This is a genomic window from Clostridium sp. DFI.1.208 (genome assembly GCF_024463855.1).
Lineage (GTDB): Bacteria > Bacillota_I > Bacilli_A > Erysipelotrichales > Erysipelotrichaceae > Clostridium_AQ.
In genome coordinates, this window is record NZ_JANGCA010000003.1 from 148,516 (window position 1) to 167,899 (window position 19,384).

A 19,384-nucleotide genomic window follows, 5' to 3' on the forward strand; every position below is an offset into this window, starting at 1 on the left:
CACTATCGAACAACAACTGCTTTTTTCATAGAATTATAGACACTTTCAAACTGTCCCTTGTTAATCCACAAAACTCCGAAGTATGGATCATTGATTTTATATTTTCCTGTTCTGCCGTTATAGCCTACCAGGGTTACTACATGTAAATTTTTTGGAATTGAACCATAGGAATACTTTTTCCATTGTGGTGTATTAAACATTGCCGTCACATATACGACGACCGGTCTGTTGCGGTTGATTTCATATTTCAATTTGCTGATTGAAGCACCACTGATATCCTCAACCTTACCAAATTTTTTCCCATATGCTGCCAGCGCAGGGGTGTCAATCCAATGTACCTGATTCGTAGGATTATTGGAGAACATGGAATAAATAAATCCTTCTCTTGGGTTATTTTTTGAGGTTGGCATCCCGTTTAGGAAATCTCTGTAACCCATATTCGTATAGCCTTTTGCTTTTAGTGCCATAAGCAGGGATGCTCCCTCACAGCCCTGAACAGCGCCTCCCTGCACCTGATTGATGTATGGAGTTGATACGGTCATCGTATCTGCTGATTTTCCATATTTGGCTGCGGAATAGCCGCTGGTTTTATATTTGTATTTGTTTGTGCTCGCTGCCTTGACATGGTAGTAATACCGTCTGCCTGCTATATATTTATGCGTGTAGGTTGTTCCCTTTACAGTTGCAACCTTAGTCTTTTTTCCTTTTTTTGTACTACTGCGGTACAAATAATATTTATTTGCACCGGACACCTTTTTCCATGATATTTTTAGGCTTGCTCTGGAAGCCTTTTTCACTGTAGTTATTTGAGGCTTTTTCAACGTAATTGCATTCTTTACTGTTATCTTCTGTTTTGCTGACTTACCATTGATTTTTACAGTGATGTAAGCAGTACCTTTTTTTACTGCAGTAATCTGTCCCTTGCTATTTACCTTTGCCACTGATTTTTTACTGCTTGACCATTTTGCTGTCCCCTGCTTTGGGCCATAGGTGATGGCAGGCTTATAGGTTTCTCCTTTATACAATGTTTTTGTTTTGGAAGGAAATTTCACAAATGGCTGTTTTACGACGACTTTTGCTTCTGCAGTTTTTCCGTTTACCTTTACATGAGCTATGGTCTGTCCAACAGATACCGGTGTAAGAGTACCGTTCTGATCGACGTTTACAATCTTGGAATCCTCACTTGACCATGATGGTGTTCCCGAAGGTTCGTAGCTTACATTTAATTTATCCTTATATCCTAAGTATAGCGTTATGGATGTCTTATCCAGAGATACTTGAATAGCCTTCACCGTTATCTGAACGACTGCTGTTTTTCCATTTAATTCAGCCCGTATGCTGACAGTTCCCGGAGCTTTTGCCATAACGTTACCGGATGCATCAACACTTACGATTGTAGGATCATCACTACGCCATGTGATTGTACCAGCGGGCTCTCCGGATGCATGTAATTGAAGACTGCTTCCCTCATATAACGTTGCTTCTCCTCTGTCTACGGATATCGTTTTGTCCTTGACTGTAATGGAGCACTGTACTGTTTTTCCATTTGCAGACGCATATATAATTGCGGTTCCGGCTGCATTTGCTGTTACTGTACCATGATTAACAGTTGCTACTGCAGGATTACTCGACGACCATTGTATATCGGCCTCAGGCTTCAGGATTGCCTGCAGGGTTCTGGTCTCTCCGGTATAAACACTGCCAAGATCCGTTGTGTTTAATGACAGGATAGTATCCTGAATATCCACATGACAGGTTAAAGTCAGCTCATCACTGAGGACAGCCCTGATATCTGTAGCCCCACTCTTTAGAGGATGGACTGTGCCATCCGCATCGACCATGGCGATATCTGTATTCTCAGATACCCATTGTACTGATCCAGAAAATCCCTTAACCTCCAGCTTCTGTGGAATTCCTGTGTACATCTGTGCACTGGATATCAGTGAAGGCTGCTGTTCTGTTTGTTCCTGTTCATCAATAGCACCTGCTTCCGCATAAGCAGGAACTATGCTCATGATTGAAATACTTAGTGTAAGTAAAGCTGTGAATAGTAATTTCATGTTTCGCATACATTTCTCCCCTTTAACTATGTTTACATTATCATTATATACCTGAAAAAAGGAAAAACAAGCTTATCTATAGCATTTCATCACATTTCTATCACATAAAATTCACAAAGGAAGACATATGTGGAAAATGGGTAGTTCTTTCTCAAATGAAGCACTGTACCGCTTATAAATTAGCTTTATGTAAGAGATAAATCACAGCTTCCTTCCAGTATCTTTCTATACTCACCGCTCAATGAGTGAGATAGTGAATATTCTGTAACGGATAAGTAAAAATTTATATATCTGCATATTTTATATTCATTTGATGACTTTGTAGTTTCATGAGCTTTCGAATAGTTTATTTCCCTATTGAATGCATGCTAGCGTTGTAGTTAGCATATCATAAACGTTCCTTTTGAAATCCTTTAATTTCACAGAAATTATCTGTATTCAGAAATTTTGTTTCTCATTCTTTATTACTTGTTTATCATAAGCAGAAGAAGGATTCATCATTGCTTTATTAAGACTTTGGCTGCTATCTTTCCATTTTCATATTCCAAATATCAGGAATAACAAAATTCGTTTTAAAATACCATGCAATGAATATTCATATATTTTCATTAAAATAGTATGAGAAAAGCTGCATCCATTATGATTAAAAGGATGCAGCTATTATCTTATATCGAATATCCCAAATCTTTGGGTTTTAGTTAGAGCTCTAGATATTGTAAAATACTTTATAGTATATTTATATATTGACTTTTTAATTATAATACTATTCGTCTGCTGTATTTTCTTCCATGACCTGCTGAGCAAGCGCTTTTACATCTTCTCCGTTTTCAACCTTCTTCATAACTTCAACAGCACGTTTAACTGTATTTACATTTGGTTCCATTACCCAAGAGTTAAAGCCATTTGCTGGTGACCATGCACTGGCATTACCTGTACCATTAACAGCAATCTGTTCAATATCCCAACCACTCATATCATTGATCTGCATTTTAATCAATGATGTCATTTCACTGTTACTCATATTTGTCTGGAAGCTACCGCTGACTGCATCCAGGATACTTGTATAATTTGTGATAATAGATGGTGAAATTGCTTTGTTAATAATTCCGGTGATAACTCTCATCTGGTTCTTACCTCGATCACGATCTCCACCACCTAAATTATAACGTTCACGGGCAAAACGCAATGCCTTAGCCCCATCCATATACACATCCCCTGCTTCATAAGAATATGTACCATCACTTGCTGTAAAAGCCACAGGATTATTAACTGTAATACCACCTAAAGCATTAACAATATTCTCAACACTTGAAAAGTTAACACGAACATAATAGTTAATATCTATACCAAAATAGTTTTCGACAGTTTCAACGGTACAGTCAACACCAAAAATACCTGTGTGTGTCAGCTTATCCGTTTGTCCTCCCTGGCAAGGTTGAGGAACATAATAATCACGTGGAATGCTTGTTAACAAAATCTGATGCGTTTTCGGATTAACAGTTGCTATCATATTGACATCAGATCTCGATACAGTAGAGATGGTACCATAGGTATCAATCCCTGTAATATAAATATTAAACGGCTCCGATGTAACATCTACATTTTTACTAATATCCTTCGTGGATGTTTTATATTTATAACTTTTTACAATTCTTGTTTCCGAATCAAATTTTGAATGATTATCTTCAAACAAGCTTCTAGTAGCTTCATCCATTATGATTGCATCAATCTTGCCGTCATATAAATCATCAGCAATCGTCTTATAGGATTTATAGTCTACAGTTGTAATATCCTGACCGGCATCTTTTTTGATATCCGTCAACCCCTTTGACATAATATCCTGATTACCGGTCTTAGTGAGACCAAACTTACTGTTTTTCAAATCTTCAATACTTTCTGCCTTGCTTTCCTTCATCACAACTACTGAGACAACTGATGTCTGTGAATCATCACCTGTCATTCTGGAGAACGCAGATCCGGTTTTGAATAAATACCAATTACCAATTCCCAGAAATACTGCAAGAATGACAATTAATATTTTACCTAATACTTTGTTTACCTTATTTACTTTCCTTCCAAGCTGTAAATAATACATTCCCAAAAGTAACAATAATAAGATTAAACAAATAATCATTGCATACTTCATAGGAATAACATTAACAGTGAACACCTGTACAATCATCCCTAATGTCAATAATGCATAAAGAAGAACAAAATAAAATCCTACATTTTTAAATAAAGGCGTTTTCTTCGTCTTATGTATTTTCTTAGCCATAAACAGCCTCCTCATTTAATTAACAGTTCTATTATAAAGGTTTTTCAAGTATTTGACTATATAATTTGTATTACATTTCCTTAATATTAAGCAATTTCAATCAATAAAGGATAATAGACAGTTATCCAAGGTTGGAAAGAATGCTGAGGGATGGATCGTTGCTATGACACGTTCATCACGAATGTATGGTCATAAGTTATAAAGTCAAACCTTATATAGTGTTTGATAGGCGAAGCCTACCCTTTTGGAGGAAGTGCTGTATGAAATGGTATGTTGTTCAGGTTAGAAGCGGTCATGAAAAAAAGATTGCAGAGAAATGCCGAACTATGATATCGAAAGATATTCTAAGTGAATGTTTCATACCGGAGTATATCCATAAAAAGAAATATATGGGAAAATGGCATGATGTCAGAGATATCCTGTTTAAGGGGTATATCTTTATGATAACGGATCAGATTGATCAGTTGAATGTTGAATTAAAAAAAATTCCTGATTTCGTGAAGGTCATCGGCAAGAAGAAAGCTGAAATATTTCCGCTGGACGAAGAAGAAATCACTTTCATGAAGTCATTTGGGAAAGAAAACCATATTGTAGAGATGTCGACTGGATTCATTCAGGGAGATCAAATATTTATAACGGAAGGACCATTACAGGGGAAAGAAGGACTTATCATAAAAATAGATCGACATAAGCGGATCGCCTATCTTCAACTCAGTATGTTCAACAAAGAAACCACAACAAAAGTCGGATTAGAGATCATAAGCAAGTGCTGATAAAGGACTTGCTTTTATTTTGGAGGGATAGATTTGGAAAGATTCAAGGATAAAATATGGCTGTCAAGTCCAACTATGCATGGAGAAGAATTGAAATATATTACAGAAGCTTACAAAACAAATTGGATGTCTACAGTGGGGAAAAACATTAATGAAATAGAAAAAATGATTTGCGAAAAAGTAGGATGCAAGTACGCTGTTGCTTTAGCATCTGGAACATCCTCTTTACATCTGGCAGTTAAACTAGCTGGAGTAAAACCTGGAGATAAAGTGATTTGTACAGATATGACATTTGGCGCTACTGTAAATCCAGTAGTTTATGAAGGCGGAATTCCAGTATTTGTAGATACTGAATATGATACGTGGAATATGGATCCAATTGCTTTAGAGAAAGCGTTTGAGTTATATCCTGAGATAAGAGTAGTTGTTCTAGTCCATCTATATGGTACTCCTGGAAAAGTTGATGAAATAAAAGCAATTTGCAAAAGACATAATGCCATCATCATAGAGGATGCAGCTGAGTCTTTAGGTGCAAGCTATAAAGGCGTACAGACAGGAACTTTTGGGGATTACAATGCAATATCATTTAATGGCAATAAAATCATAACTGGATCATCAGGAGGTATGCTTTTGACTGATGAGAAAGAAGCAGCTGAAAAAGTAAGAAAATGGTCTACACAATCAAGAGAAAATGCACCTTGGTATCAGCATGAAGAACTAGGATATAACTACCGAATGTCAAATGTGATTGCAGGTGTAGTAAGAGGACAGATACCGCACTTGGAGGAGCATATTGCGCAGAAAAAAGCTATTTATGAAAGATATAAAGAAGGGTTAAAAGCTCTCCCAATAAAAATGAACCCTTATGATGAAAAGAATAGTGAACCAAACTTCTGGTTATCCTGCTTGATTATTGATAAAAAAGCAATGTGCAAACAGGTAAGAAGTGAAAAAGAGGCACTGTTTATCAGCGAAACAGGCAAAACTTGTCCAGCAGAAATATTAGAAGAGTTAGCGAAATACAACGTAGAAGGCAGACCGATTTGGAAACCGATGCACATGCAGCCTTTGTTTAGAATGAATCCATTCATAACGAAAGAAGGAAGCGGAAGAGCTAGAACGAATGCCTATATTTCAGGTAAAAGCACCGATGCTGGAGTGGATATCTTTGAAAGAGGATTGTGCCTACCAAGTGATAATAAGATGACAATGGGAGAACAGGATCAAATAATAGAAATCATTAAGGGGTGTTTTAAATGATGTATAGATTATTTTTTAAAAGATTCCTTGATTTTTTATTATCTTTTGTCGCAATAATTTTGTTAAGTCCAATTTACTTGATTGTAGCTATGTTAGTAAGAGTAAAATTGGGAAGTCCTGTTATTTTTAAGCAAGAAAGACCCGGCAAGGATGAAAAGATATTCAAGATGTATAAGTTTCGGAGTATGACGAGCGAAACGGATGAGGAAGGAAACTTACTCCCTGATGAGGTTAGACTTACTTCATTTGGTAAAAAACTAAGAGCAACATCGCTTGATGAACTTCCAGAGCTTTTTAATATCTTAAAAGGAGATATGAGTATTATAGGCCCTAGGCCTCTATTGGTCCATTACTTACCACTTTATAATAGGTTTCAAAAACATAGACATGATGTAAAACCAGGATTAACAGGACTTGCACAAGTAAGTGGTCGCAATACACTGTCTTGGGAAGACAAATTTAAAAAAGATGTGGAATACACGAAAGAGTATTCTTTTTTATTGGATACAAAGATTTTATTTATGACAATGAAAGCGGTTTTTAAAAAAGAAGGAATTAGTAGTGATACCTCTGCGACAATGGAGGAATTCAAAGGATGAACGAGTGCTAATAGGTGATGATATGAACAATATTGTAATTATAGGTGCTTCTGGATTTGGTAGGGAAGTTGCATGGCTTATTGAAAATTCAGATAACTGGAATGTTATAGGTTTTGTGGATGATAATAAGGATTTGGAAAATAAAAGTGTGAATGATTATCCCGTTTTAGGAACAATAGATTTTTTGCTTAATGTAAATGAGAAAACCAATGCAGTAGTAGCTATTGGAAATCCTCAAATCAGAAAAAAAATAGTTGAAAGACTTCAATCTAATACGAATATATCATTTCCCAATATAGTTGATAAAGATGTCATTATAGATAAAACCGTTATGTTAGGTTTTGGAAATATTATTTGTAAAGGTAATATTCTAACTACAAATATAGAAATAGGAAATTTTAATCATATCAATTTGAATTGTACGGTAGGGCACGATGTGCAGTTTAATGACTATATAACAGTTTATCCTGGGGTGAATATCTCAGGGAATGTAATAATAAATGATTGTGTCGAAGTTGGAACTGGTACTAAAATCATACAAGGAAAAAAAATAGTTAAAGAAACAGTGATAGGTGCTGGTTCTGTAGTTGTAAAAGACATAATTGAAAATGGCACTTATATAGGAATTCCAGCAAAACAAATGAAGTAAGATAGGAGAAAGTATGAAAAGAGTATTAATGACTGCGACTGTTCCATCAATGATTGGACAGTTTAATATGAATAATATCAAAATACTACAAGAACTAGGATATAAGGTAGATGTTGCCTGCAATTTTGATGATTATACAGTTTGGAAAGAAGAAAGAATCAATAGGTTTGAAAATGAATTAAAGGAATTAAATATAAGAACATTTAATATTAGTTTTTCAAGAAGCCCTAAAGATATGAAAAAATTAATAATTTCTTATAAGCAAATAAAGGATTTATTAAATAGTAGAAATTACACACTAGTTCATACGCACACACCTATTTCTAGCTTGATTACTCGAATAGCTTACAAAAATAGTAATATATATAAATCCTGTAAAATGATTTACACAGCACATGGGTTTCATTTTTATAAAGGTAATAATCCACTTAAGAATTTAATCTTTAGAAACATAGAAAAAATTGGAGCTAGATATACTGATGTATTAATTACAATTAACAAAGAAGATTATGAAGCAGCAAAAAGATTTAAATTAAAGAAAAATGGAATTGTTAAGTATGTTCCAGGAGTAGGCATAAATCTGGATGAAATTGAAAATATAAAAGGAAATAAAGAAGCGCTATGTAAAGAAATAGACATTCCAGTAAATTCATTTTTACTTCTTTCAGTAGGTGAACTAAATATAAACAAAAATCACAAAATAGTAATTGAAACTCTTCCTATATTGCCAAAGGAAGTACATTATTTAATTTGTGGAGTTGGCGCATTGAAAGAAGAATATGAAAGACAGGCAAAAGATTTAAGTGTTATGGATAGGGTACATCTACTAGGTTATAAGAATGACATTATTAAAATCATGAAATCTGTTGATGTTTTCATTTTTCCATCAAAAAGGGAGGGATTATCCGTATCACTAATGGAGGCAATTGCTTGTGGACTTCCTTGCATTGCTTCTAATATTAGAGGAAATGCTGACTTAATTGAGAATGGTGTTAATGGCTTTCTGGTAAATACAAATGAGCAATATAATAAATATATTATGCTAGTTAATGATAATAAAGTTAAATTCAAAAAAACAAATATGAGTAAATTTGATAAGAAATCAATTGGAAGTAAAATGATTTATATTTATAAAGAGGAATCAAATGAGAAAGAATAATATCGTGTTCATCAGATCAAATCCCATAAATCCTGATTCACGTGTCGAAAAAGAAATGGATACCCTTTTATCTAATGACTATAATGTTTTTGCAATAGCGTGGGATAGGTCTAAGGACTACAGAGAAAAAAAAGAATCATTAGAGTTAGCTTCTGGTGAAGTACCTATTTACAGGATAGGAATTAAAGCTTCTTTTGGTGAAGGGTTTAAAAATCTTCTTCCTTTTATCAAATTTCAACTATACATTTTAAAATGGCTAATAAAAAACAAAGAAGTATATGATGTAATACACGCTTGTGATTTCGATACAGCGTTTGTCTCAAATTTAAGTACAATGTTTACAAAAAAGAGAATCATTTTCGATATTTTCGATTATTTAAGCACAGATGCAACCAATATTTTAAAAAAAACAATAAAACGGATGGAAAATCACATTATTAATAGTGCTGATGCTACGATTATATGCACAGAAAAAAGGAAAAATCAAATCGCTGGAACTCATCCAAGAAAACTAGCAATTATACATAACACACCGAAAAAAATAATTTCAAATTTTAAAAATCCTGAAACAAAAACAAAATTAGTTTATGTTGGTATATTACAGGATTTTAGACTTTTAAAAGAAATGCTCGAGGTTATTTCAAAAAGAAGTGATTGTGAACTGCATATCGGTGGATTCGGAAAATATGAGAAATTCTTTTTAGAGGCCTCAAAGACATATGATAATATCTTTTTTTATGGAAAGTTATCATATAATGAAACCTTAAAATTAGAAAAAAAATGTGATATTATCACTGCCATATATGATCCAAAAATAGGAAATCATATATATGCAGCACCTAACAAATTCTATGAGGCGCTAATGTTAGGGAAACCTTTAATAATGGTGAAAAATACTGGGATGTCAGAAATAGTATCTGATAATGAAATAGGTGTCTGTATAGATTATACTGCAGAATCTTTGAACGAGGGTATAAATATCCTTATCAGTAAAAAATCACAATGGCAGGAAATAAGCAACAAAATGATAAAAATTTATGATAAGGAATATTCTTGGGATGTTATGGAAGTGAAACTTTTAGAACTTTATTGTGATATATGTGGAGGTTAATTATATGAAGAAAGTTATGCTTGTTTTTGGTACAAGACCCGAAGCGATTAAAATGTGTCCTTTAGTAAATGCGTTAAAAAAAGATAAAAAAAAGTTTGAAACGCTAGTTTGTGTAACTGGTCAGCACAGAGAAATGTTAGATCAAGTTCTAAAAACTTTTAAAGTTAAGCCAGATTATGATCTATCTATCATGAAACAAGAGCAGACTTTATTTGATATCACGATTGGAATTTTGGATAAAATAAAAGATGTTCTAATTCAAGTTAATCCTGATATTGTTTTAGTCCATGGAGATACATCTACTACGTTTGTGACGTCATTAGCTTGTTATTATTTGAAAATACCTGTAGGGCACGTTGAAGCTGGATTGCGTACATATAATATTTATTCACCATATCCAGAAGAATTTAATAGACAAGCTGTTGGATTAATAAGCAAATTTAACTTTGCTCCAACTGAGAAAAGTAAAATTAACTTAATTAAAGAAGGAAAGAAAGAAGAAACAATTTTTGTTACAGGTAATACAGCAATAGATGCTCTGAAAACTACAGTGAATGACAATTATTCACATAAAGAACTGGAATGGGCGACAGGCTCAAGATTGATATTAATAACAGCACACAGAAGAGAAAATATAGGGACACCCATGCATCAAATGTTTAGAGCAATAAGAAGAATCATGAATGAATATAAAGATGTTAAAGCTATATATCCAATACATATGAATCCAGTGGTGAGAAAGGCAGCAGAAGAAGAATTGCGGGGATGCAAAAATATTCATATCATTAATCCATTAGATGTTTTGGATTTTCACAATTTTCTGTCTAGATCTTATTTAGTACTAACAGATAGTGGTGGTATACAAGAGGAAGCCCCTTCTCTTGGAAAACCTGTATTAGTAATGAGGGATACTACAGAAAGACCTGAGGGTGTAACAGCTGGAACACTTAGACTTGTGGGAACTAATGAAGAGGATATATATAAGAATTTCAAAGAATTACTGGATAATAAAAGTAGTTACAAACTTATGTCAGAAGCTTTTAATCCTTATGGTGATGGTACTGCATCACAAAAAATCGTTGATATATTGGAAAAATATTTGTAGGTGTCTATGAAAATATTATTTGTTATTGATGCCCTAAGGAAAGGGGGCATACGTATTTCATTACTAAATTTACTAAATAATTTGCCAATAAATGATAAAGAAGTTTATTTATTTGCTTTTCACATTACTGAAGAGGATATGAAACATATTCCCAAATATGTTAAAGTGATAAAACCAAATAAATTATTTCAAATCATTGCAAGTACAAGCAATGAACTAAGTAATGAAAATAAAGGAAAGTTAGTTATAAGAAAAATACTTGCAATTATGTGTAAATTAGCAGGATCTGATATTGTTTATAAATTTATATTTAAGACAGAAAGAAGGGCATTTAATTTCGATATAGTAATTTCTTTTACTAACAATGTTAGCGACCATTCACTGTATTTTGGATCAAATAAGTTTGCTATTGAAAAAGTAAAAGCGCCTAAAAAAATTGGTTGGATTCATGCAAATTATGAACATATGAATTTAAATACACCTGTTAATAATTGTGAATACCACAAATTTGATATTATTGCTACTGTTTCAGAAAAGACAAAAGAGTCATTTTTGAAATTCAATAAAGATCTTGAGAATAGAACAATTGTTATATATAATTTTTTGAATCAAAAAGATATTGAAAATAAAATTAACGAAGTTGCTGTGGAAAAGTTAGAAAGATTCACAATCGTGACGGTAGCAAGACTAGATAATAATAAAAATCCATATATGATTTTAGAAATAAGCAAAAAGCTAAAAAAAATGGGTTACGATTTTGAATGGTGGATCCTTGGAGATGGGCCACTTTATAATGATTTACGGTATGCAATTCATAAGATGAATCTAGTGAATATAAAGCTACTTGGTCATATTGAGAATCCGTATCCTTATATATATGCTGCAGATTTATATGTATCTACGTCCAAAAGTGAAGGATTTGGTTTAGCGATATCAGAATCATTATTTATAGGAACACCAGTTCTATGTGGTCATTTTGAGTCAATCGATGAAATTATAGATAGCAATAATGGGATAGTTGTTCAGAATAAAACTTCAAATTATGTAGATATGATTGAACAACTAATTACCGATAAATCGAAATTAAAAATATTAAAAAGTAATACTAAATTAAAAATTTCGAACACAGAAATAAGAAAGGAAATACAAAAAATATTATGCTAAAATCAAATATGTTTAATGGAATAGTGAAGAACAATAAAAACTACTTTTTTTTGTTTTTACTAGCTTTTTATTTGTTATACATGCCAGATTTTTCTAATTTCTTTTCTTTTTTTAAAAATTCAAATATATTACTATTCCTAGCTGTTTTATTGACAGTTGTATACGGTAAGAAATTATTTAACTTTTGTTCGTATAGAAAATGGCTTTATATTAACATTGTATTTATTCTTTTATCTTATTACACCGTTGTAGTGACATATGTAAATAATTATTCTTTATCACAAAATATTACTGGAATCATTCTACCTCTTAAATTATATTTACTTATGTATTTAATAATGGGTATATTTTGCTGTTATGAAAATAAAAAAGATAGATTATCATTTGTTTTAAATCTAGGGACAGTACAGGCGATTATATGTATATTAATGATGGTTTTTCAACCTTTAAAGGAGATAGCTAACCAGCTTTATATCTCAGGTATACCAAATTACTATGAACTAAATCTATTAGGAATAACAACAACGAGAATATTTGGAATTGCAAGTGATTATACATTTTCATTTGCAATATTGTTATCAATTATTGCTTCTCTTTCTTTTATTCAATTCATAGAGTATAAGGAAAAAAAATATGGTTTCATTTCATTATTAAATATGCTTGCTTCGCTGTTAAATGGGCGTACTGGTTTTTTTATATTCCTTGCAACTTTAATAATAATTATTATAATATACTACGAGAAAAATAAATTTTCATTTAAAAAATTGATTTTCTTTGCATCCGTGATTGTTATAGTTCTATTATTAATTATGAATGTGTTAGATGATAGTTGGACTAACTGGTTTAATTTAGGCCTTATAGATTTAAGGAATTTATTATCTGGTAAATTGACTGGAACATTTCTTGCATTATCTAAAGTCTTTTATTTTCCAAAAGGGATCCATTTGTGGCTTGGAATTGGCTCAAGGATTTATGGAGATATAGGAATCGCAACAGTTGGAGCTATGTCTGATATCGGCTACGTAAATGATATTTTTAGAGGAGGACTAGTATATGCGTTACTATTCTACTCTACGCTTATCATATATACATTAAAAATCTTAAAAGTAAATAGTTTGAACAGAAAATACAAGCGCTCTATATTTGTTATGATATTATTATTTGGTTTTATATCTAATTTTAAGGGTGAATCACTTTCAGGTAGTTCAATTTTCTTGATAATGATTTTGATTTCATCAATTTTGATTGAGGAGAACTCAAATAATCCAGTTAAGACTGAAAATGAAAATCCTTTAGTTAGTGTACTGCTTACTGTCTATAACAGAGAAACTGTTATTGATACAATTATGAGTATTCTAAAACAGTCCTATCAAAATTTTGAATTTATTATCATAGATAATAATTCAATAGATAATACTGTGAAGATAATGCAAGAATTAAAAGATCCTAGAATAAAAATTTTCGTTAATGAGGAAAACAAAGGTCAAGTATTTTCACTAAATAAAGGTCTGACATATTGTACAGGGAAATACATCGCTCGAATTGATGCTGATGATTTAGCATCAAAAGACCGATTGCTACTACAAGTAACTTATTTAGAAGAGCATCCAGAAGTCGTAGCTGTTGGCTCTGATTTCCAAACGATTGATTCTCGAAATAGAGTTTTAGCTTATCATAAGATGCCTTTAACGGATAAAGGCATTCGTGCCTACATGTTAATGGACTCTCCGTTTGCACATCCATCAGTAACTATGAGGAGTGAAATAATAAATCTATATAAACTTTCTTATAACACGGAGTATAAAATTTCGGCTGACTATAAACTATGGCTTGACCTTTCAGCTTATGGAGAATTAGCTAATTTACCACAAAGTCTTTTGATGTATAGAATTGGTGATAATGATTCAAATAATAATATAAATGTACTGATAAACGATGTAGAGAAGATTAAAAGTGAAATTCTATCTATATTGTCTAATGATAAGTGTAAGCTTTATCATTTATATATGAAATTGCGATTAAAAGAAAATAGTGGTATTAACAATATTTTTGAATTCATTAGCTTATATATTTTATACATGCGATTATATCATAAGATTTATTGCTCTAATGATGATAAATCACTTTTAATCAAGCATACTTTTAAGCATTTATATTTTATATACAATAACCAGAATATTGATAATCCCATTTATCAATTCATAAATATTTTAAAGAGGAGGAAATAAAATGAAGGTAGTAATATTAGCCGGAGGATTCGGAACTCGCATTAGTGAAGAGTCACATCTTAAGCCAAAACCAATGATTGAAATTGGCGATCAGCCTATTTTATGGCACATAATGAAGTTGTACAGTCATTATGGTTTCAATGAATTTATAATCTGTGCAGGATACAAGCAACATGTTATAAAAGAATACTTCTATAATTATGCTTTGCATAGATCCGATATCACATTTGATTTTTCAAAAGGAAATGAGATGATAATCCATAATAACGTATCAGAGCCTTGGACAGTAACAATTGTCGACACGGGGTTAAATACAATGACTGGTGGTAGAATTAAAAAAATAGAAAAATATATAGGTAAGGAAACGTTCATGGTAACATATGGCGATGGGGTTGCTGATGTTGATATCAAAGAGATGCTTGAATTTCATAAAGCGCATGGAAAAATTGGTACTATGACCTCATTTAGTCTTGGCCAACGATTTGGTGTTTTGGATATCGATGAGAATAATACAATAAAATGTTTTAGAGAAAAATCCAGTCAAGACGGTTCCATGATCAATATAGGATTTATGGCTATGAATCCTGAAATCTTCGAGTATATCAAAGATGATACTATTATGTTTGAAAAGGAGCCACTAGAAACAATAGCTTCTATGGGACAATTAAAATCTTTCAAGCATGGAGGTTTTTGGCAATGTATGGATACAAAAAGGGATCATGAAAAATTAAATGAGCTATGGGAAAACAACAGTGCTCCTTGGAAAGTCTGGTAGATAAAATGAAGGACTTCTATAAAGGGAAAAAAATCCTTATTACAGGGCATACCGGGTTTAAAGGTAGTTGGATGTCATATATTTTATATTTATTAGGAGCAAAAGTTATAGGGGTATCATTGGAACCTAATACGAAACCTAACTTATATACAATCTTAAACTTACAGGACAAAGTTGATTCAAGGATTTGTGATATACGAGATATAAATGGATTAAATAGTATATTTGAAGAAGTAAAACCAGAATTAGTTTTTCATTTAGCGGCTCAGCCTCTTGTTTTGAATTCATATTCAGATCCTGTTTATACATATGATGTAAATGTAATGGGAACAGTTAATATATGTGAATGTGTGAGAAAGGCAAAAAGCGTTAAATCCTTCATAAATGTTACAACTGATAAAGTTTATCAAAATGAAGAATGGTATTATGGATATCGAGAAAATGATAGACTTAACGGATACGACCCTTATTCTAATAGTAAATCATGTAGCGAGTTAGTTACGCACTCCTATATATCTTCTTTTTTTAAAGACATGAAACTCCCTGTTTCCACATGTAGAGCTGGAAATGTTATCGGTGGAGGAGATTTTAATGAAAATAGAATTATACCTGATTGTGTAAAATATACAAATGAAAAGAAAATTATTTCTGTTAGAAATCCTAATTCAACTAGACCTTATCAGCATGTACTTGAACCTGTGATTTTTTATCTATATTTAGCTAAGCTTCAACATGCTGATTATGCTTATGCAAGCCAGTATAATATTGGCCCAAATGAAAGTGATTGTCTAACCACTGGCGATATTGTCACTTTGTTTTGTAAAGAGTGGGGAGACGGTAGCAACTGGAATTGTATAGATATAAGCGGACCTCATGAAGCAAATTTTCTAAAACTTGATTGTTCAAAAGCCAAAAGTGTCTTAAACTGGAAGCCTATATGGAATGTAGAAAAAGCAGTAAGAGAAACAGTGTTGTGGAGTAAATGTTTTTATCAAAATGAAGATATAGAGGATTTAACAAAAAATCAAATACTTGAATATTTAGAGGAGATGGAATACAAATGGAAAGTGTAATAGTTACTGGTGCAAATGGATTCATTGGTAGAAATTTGATAACGAAATTAATTGAGAAGAACTATTTTATCATTGCGCTAGATCGAAGTTTTTCGGATGATATATTTGGTCACAAAAATGTTAAGACTATTAAATGTGACTTATTTAATGTTGATGAGATCGTAGAGAAACTTCAAAAAGCGAAATATGTTGCATTTTTTCATTTAGCATGGGCAGCTACATCTGGACCTCAAAGATCAGATTATGAAGCACAACTGAAAAATGTGAAAATGACATGTGATTGCGTTAAGTTTGCAAAAAAGTTAAATTGTAAAAAATTTATCTACGCATCCAGTATTAATGAAATCGAAACATACGAGTATCTTAGTCAAAATGATATTAAACCGGGACCCGGATACATATACGGCACAGGCAAGTTAGCAGCGCATTTAATGGCTGAAACGCTTGCATATCAAATTGAAATTGAATTCATACCAGTGATTATTACTAATATATATGGGGTTGGTGAAAAATCTGCAAGATTGATTAATTCTACTATAAGAAAGCTATTAAATAATGAGCATTGTTCTTTTACTGCAGGCAATCAAACATATGATTTCATCTATATAGAAGATGCAATAAACTCTATAATAGCAATTGCTAGCAAAGGAAAGGCGTTTAATTCATATTATATAGGAAGTGGAAAACCAGATACTTTAAAAAGCTATTTAATAGCTTTGAAAAATATTGTTGATAACACAGCATCATTAGGCTTTGGGGAGATTGAATTTAATGGCAAAAGTATTGATTACTCACAATTTGAATTATCAAAGGTAAAGGACGATACTGGATATATTAACAAATATACCTTTGATGAAGGCATTAAGCTGACACTAGAATATATTAAAGGAGATATAAGAAAATGATACAAAAATTCAAATTTACACATTTGGATCTTCCTGACGCATACCTAATTAAACCCTTTATTTCAACTGATGATAGAGGAGCTTTTATTAAGGACTATTCAAAAGAAGCATTTGAAAAAAATAATATAGCATATGATATAGCTGAAGTATTTTATACTATATCTAAAAAAGGAGTAATACGAGCAATCCATTTTCAAAAAGTGATGGAGCAACCCAAGTTAGTGAGATGTATCAAAGGTAGAATTTATGATGTGATAGTTGATTTGCGACCTAAATCGCCTACTTTCAAACAGTGGAGAGGATTTTACTTGAGTGAAGAAAACAACTTTGAATTATTAATTCCAAAGAACTTTGGGCATGGATATCTAGTTCTTGAAGATTCCGTTGTATCATATAAATGTGCTGAGAGATTTTATGGTGAATATGATACAGGTATCATGTGGAATGATGAAACAATTAATATAAATTGGCCACTAGAAGAAATAGGTGGTAAAAAAAATTTGATTATATCTGAAAAAGACAAAACACTACAAAGTTTTAATGATTTTTGTAAAGGACTATAGAATGCGTAGGACAAAAGATAATACTCAAATAGTGATAATCAATCCACACTTTATTTTAGGAGGTACTGATACATACTTCTATAGAATGTTTAAATGGCTGAGAAAACATGAATATGATTCTTCTCTTTTCCTTTTTGAAAATTCTTCATATGACAAATCTTTTTTAAATCAATTAATCGAATTAGGAGTAAAAGTTTATTTTAATATACCTTGCTTTAAAAGGTCTGATGAAGGTAAGCCATCGAGGATAAAGTTAAATTTAGATAAAAGTAAAGAAATATTTTTTATCTATGCAAGATTCGAAGACTTTCTTATAGCAAAAAAAATAGAGACAGTTAATAAAGAATATAAGTTTACCCATTTTTGTTATATGCTTCATCCAGAGGCTTTAAATCCTGGAACATCACAGATTAGGAAACAGGTAATAAAAAAAATGTGGGAAAATAATTATATAAATATTATGGATAAAGAGTGTTATAACTCTTTTTTAAATAAAAATGAAATAAGCAATAGGGATGATAGCTTAGCATTATTTCCAATTGGTATTGATATACCAGAAGTTTGCCCTGTTAAAGAAAAAAATCGGTCGATATTTAGAATTCTAAGTATTTTACGATTTGACTTTCCTTTTAAAGCCTATATATTTGGATTAATCGATACCTTTTCAAATCTGTTTATTCATTATCCAAATATAAGATTAACAATAATTGGTTGGGGTGAGGGAAAAAAAGAAATAAATGATTACATTTCTGCACTCCCCATGAAAGCACAGAAGATGATTGAATTACTAGGTCCAATCGATTATATAGAACTGGATAAATACATTCTTAAATCTGATTTATACGTGGGAATTGGCACTACAGTTTTGGAGGCAATAAAGAACGGTATACCTGCAATACCGGTAAGAGATTTTAGCTATGAATGCTTGACATCTGGTTTTTTTTATGAAATGCCATATGTAATACATGAAGATGGATATTATGAAATCAAACAGTATTTAGAGGATGTTTTGAATATGTCATCGGCTGAATATAAGTGTTTGATTGAGAACTGTTATTTAAAGTTAGTAGCAAATTATAAATTAGATTCAATAATGACGAGAATATTAAATATCTCAAATAAAACTGGTATCACAATAACGGATAAACAAATGAAAACAATCATGTTGAGGAGACATCTATCAGAACTAAAACGTATCGTTTTTCGTAAAGAAAACTATTCATGGGTTAAGCAGAGCTATGAAGAAAATAATTGAAAGTAGGTCTTAAAATGAAATACATCACCATAAATAATTCTATTTCTGCAATTATTCTTCAAGTAGTAACCGCAATAGCTGGTATTATATTACCTAAATTGTTAATATCAACATACGGATCAGACATCAATGGGATGGTTTCATCTATAACGCAATTTATAGGATATTTAGCTCTTGTAGAAGCGGGTATCGGTAATGCTTCCATAGTTCAACTCTACAAACCCTTGGCAGAGAATAGTATTGATGAAGTAAATGGTATTTTATCAGCAACTAATAAATTTTATAAAAAATCAGGAAGTTTATGGCTCTTCTGTACTAAATGTGGGTAGATCTTTATCAAAAGAATGAATATCGCTTTTATTCATCGTATAAAATAAGAATATTTGAATATAAGAAAACCATATGGTATTTTTCTTAAGCGACCAAACCA

Annotated in this window: 17 protein-coding genes; 15 read left to right on the forward strand and 2 right to left on the reverse strand. The window is 31.9% G+C overall.

What is annotated here, in order from left to right; all coding sequences use genetic code 11:
* Positions 1–2: 2 nt before the first annotated feature.
* On the reverse strand, positions 3–2,069 hold the full coding sequence (locus tag NE665_RS02920; RefSeq protein ID WP_178759844.1) for an Ig-like domain-containing protein: 2,067 nt from the start codon (positions 2,067–2,069) through the stop codon (positions 3–5).
* Positions 2,070–2,823: 754 nt separating this feature from the next.
* Positions 2,824–4,335 carry an LCP family protein gene (locus NE665_RS02925; protein WP_178759843.1) on the reverse strand — a complete coding sequence of 504 codons (1,512 nt, stop codon included), beginning with the start codon at positions 4,333–4,335 and terminating at the stop codon, positions 2,824–2,826.
* 260 nt (positions 4,336–4,595) lie between these two features.
* Here NE665_RS02925 and loaP point away from each other — a divergent pair, with 260 nt between their 5' ends.
* The 15 genes from loaP to NE665_RS03000 all read left to right on the forward strand — a co-directional run bounded on the left by loaP (position 4,596) and on the right by NE665_RS03000 (position 19,283).
* A complete protein-coding gene (gene loaP / locus NE665_RS02930; RefSeq protein ID WP_120146743.1) occupies positions 4,596–5,108 on the forward strand; it encodes an antiterminator LoaP in 513 nt (170 codons plus the stop codon).
* Between the two features lie 75 nt (positions 5,109–5,183).
* Positions 5,184–6,368, forward strand: coding sequence for an aminotransferase class V-fold PLP-dependent enzyme (locus NE665_RS02935; protein WP_256302453.1), 1,185 nt, complete (start codon positions 5,184–5,186; stop codon positions 6,366–6,368).
* Positions 6,368–6,967, forward strand: a complete 600-nt coding sequence (locus NE665_RS02940) for a sugar transferase (protein WP_040013465.1) — start codon at positions 6,368–6,370, stop codon at positions 6,965–6,967. Before NE665_RS02935 ends, NE665_RS02940 begins: the two co-directional genes overlap by 1 nt.
* Before the next feature lie 22 nt (positions 6,968–6,989).
* On the forward strand, positions 6,990–7,616 hold the full coding sequence (locus NE665_RS02945) for an acetyltransferase (protein WP_120146741.1): 627 nt from the start codon (positions 6,990–6,992) through the stop codon (positions 7,614–7,616).
* 13 nt (positions 7,617–7,629) lie between these two features.
* On the forward strand, positions 7,630–8,775 hold the full coding sequence (locus NE665_RS02950) for a glycosyltransferase (protein WP_009274157.1): 1,146 nt from the start codon (positions 7,630–7,632) through the stop codon (positions 8,773–8,775).
* Complete coding sequence (locus tag NE665_RS02955) at positions 8,762–9,886, forward strand: glycosyltransferase (protein ID WP_120146740.1); 1,125 nt, start codon at positions 8,762–8,764, stop codon at positions 9,884–9,886. Before NE665_RS02950 ends, NE665_RS02955 begins: the two co-directional genes overlap by 14 nt.
* Positions 9,887–9,890: 4 nt before the next feature.
* Entirely contained in the window at positions 9,891–10,991 is a 1,101-nt protein-coding gene (gene wecB / locus NE665_RS02960; RefSeq protein WP_120146739.1) for a UDP-N-acetylglucosamine 2-epimerase (non-hydrolyzing), read from the forward strand.
* Between the two features lie 6 nt (positions 10,992–10,997).
* Complete coding sequence (locus NE665_RS02965; protein WP_009274158.1) at positions 10,998–12,155, forward strand: glycosyltransferase; 1,158 nt, start codon at positions 10,998–11,000, stop codon at positions 12,153–12,155.
* The gene (locus NE665_RS02970; protein ID WP_178759933.1) at positions 12,149–14,383 is read left to right on the forward strand and encodes a glycosyltransferase; all 2,235 of its coding nucleotides are present in this window, start codon (positions 12,149–12,151) and stop codon (positions 14,381–14,383) included. Before NE665_RS02965 ends, NE665_RS02970 begins: the two co-directional genes overlap by 7 nt.
* Position 14,384: 1 nt before the next feature.
* Positions 14,385–15,158, forward strand: a complete 774-nt coding sequence (gene rfbF, locus NE665_RS02975) for a glucose-1-phosphate cytidylyltransferase (RefSeq protein WP_120146737.1) — start codon at positions 14,385–14,387, stop codon at positions 15,156–15,158.
* Positions 15,122–16,231 carry a CDP-glucose 4,6-dehydratase gene (rfbG, locus tag NE665_RS02980; RefSeq protein ID WP_233104517.1) on the forward strand — a complete coding sequence of 370 codons (1,110 nt, stop codon included), beginning with the start codon at positions 15,122–15,124 and terminating at the stop codon, positions 16,229–16,231. The genes rfbF and rfbG overlap by 37 nt, the downstream gene beginning before the upstream one ends.
* Positions 16,219–17,136: an NAD(P)-dependent oxidoreductase gene (locus NE665_RS02985; protein WP_009274160.1), complete on the forward strand. Its 918-nt coding sequence runs from the start codon at positions 16,219–16,221 to the stop codon at positions 17,134–17,136. Before rfbG ends, NE665_RS02985 begins: the two co-directional genes overlap by 13 nt.
* The gene (gene rfbC, locus NE665_RS02990; RefSeq protein ID WP_120146735.1) at positions 17,133–17,699 is read left to right on the forward strand and encodes a dTDP-4-dehydrorhamnose 3,5-epimerase; all 567 of its coding nucleotides are present in this window, start codon (positions 17,133–17,135) and stop codon (positions 17,697–17,699) included. The genes NE665_RS02985 and rfbC overlap by 4 nt, the downstream gene beginning before the upstream one ends.
* Before the next feature lies 1 nt (position 17,700).
* Complete coding sequence (locus NE665_RS02995; protein ID WP_133302771.1) at positions 17,701–18,954, forward strand: glycosyltransferase; 1,254 nt, start codon at positions 17,701–17,703, stop codon at positions 18,952–18,954.
* 14 nt (positions 18,955–18,968) lie between these two features.
* Entirely contained in the window at positions 18,969–19,283 is a 315-nt protein-coding gene (locus NE665_RS03000; RefSeq protein WP_233104518.1) for a hypothetical protein, read from the forward strand.
* Positions 19,284–19,384: the final 101 nt, after the last annotated feature.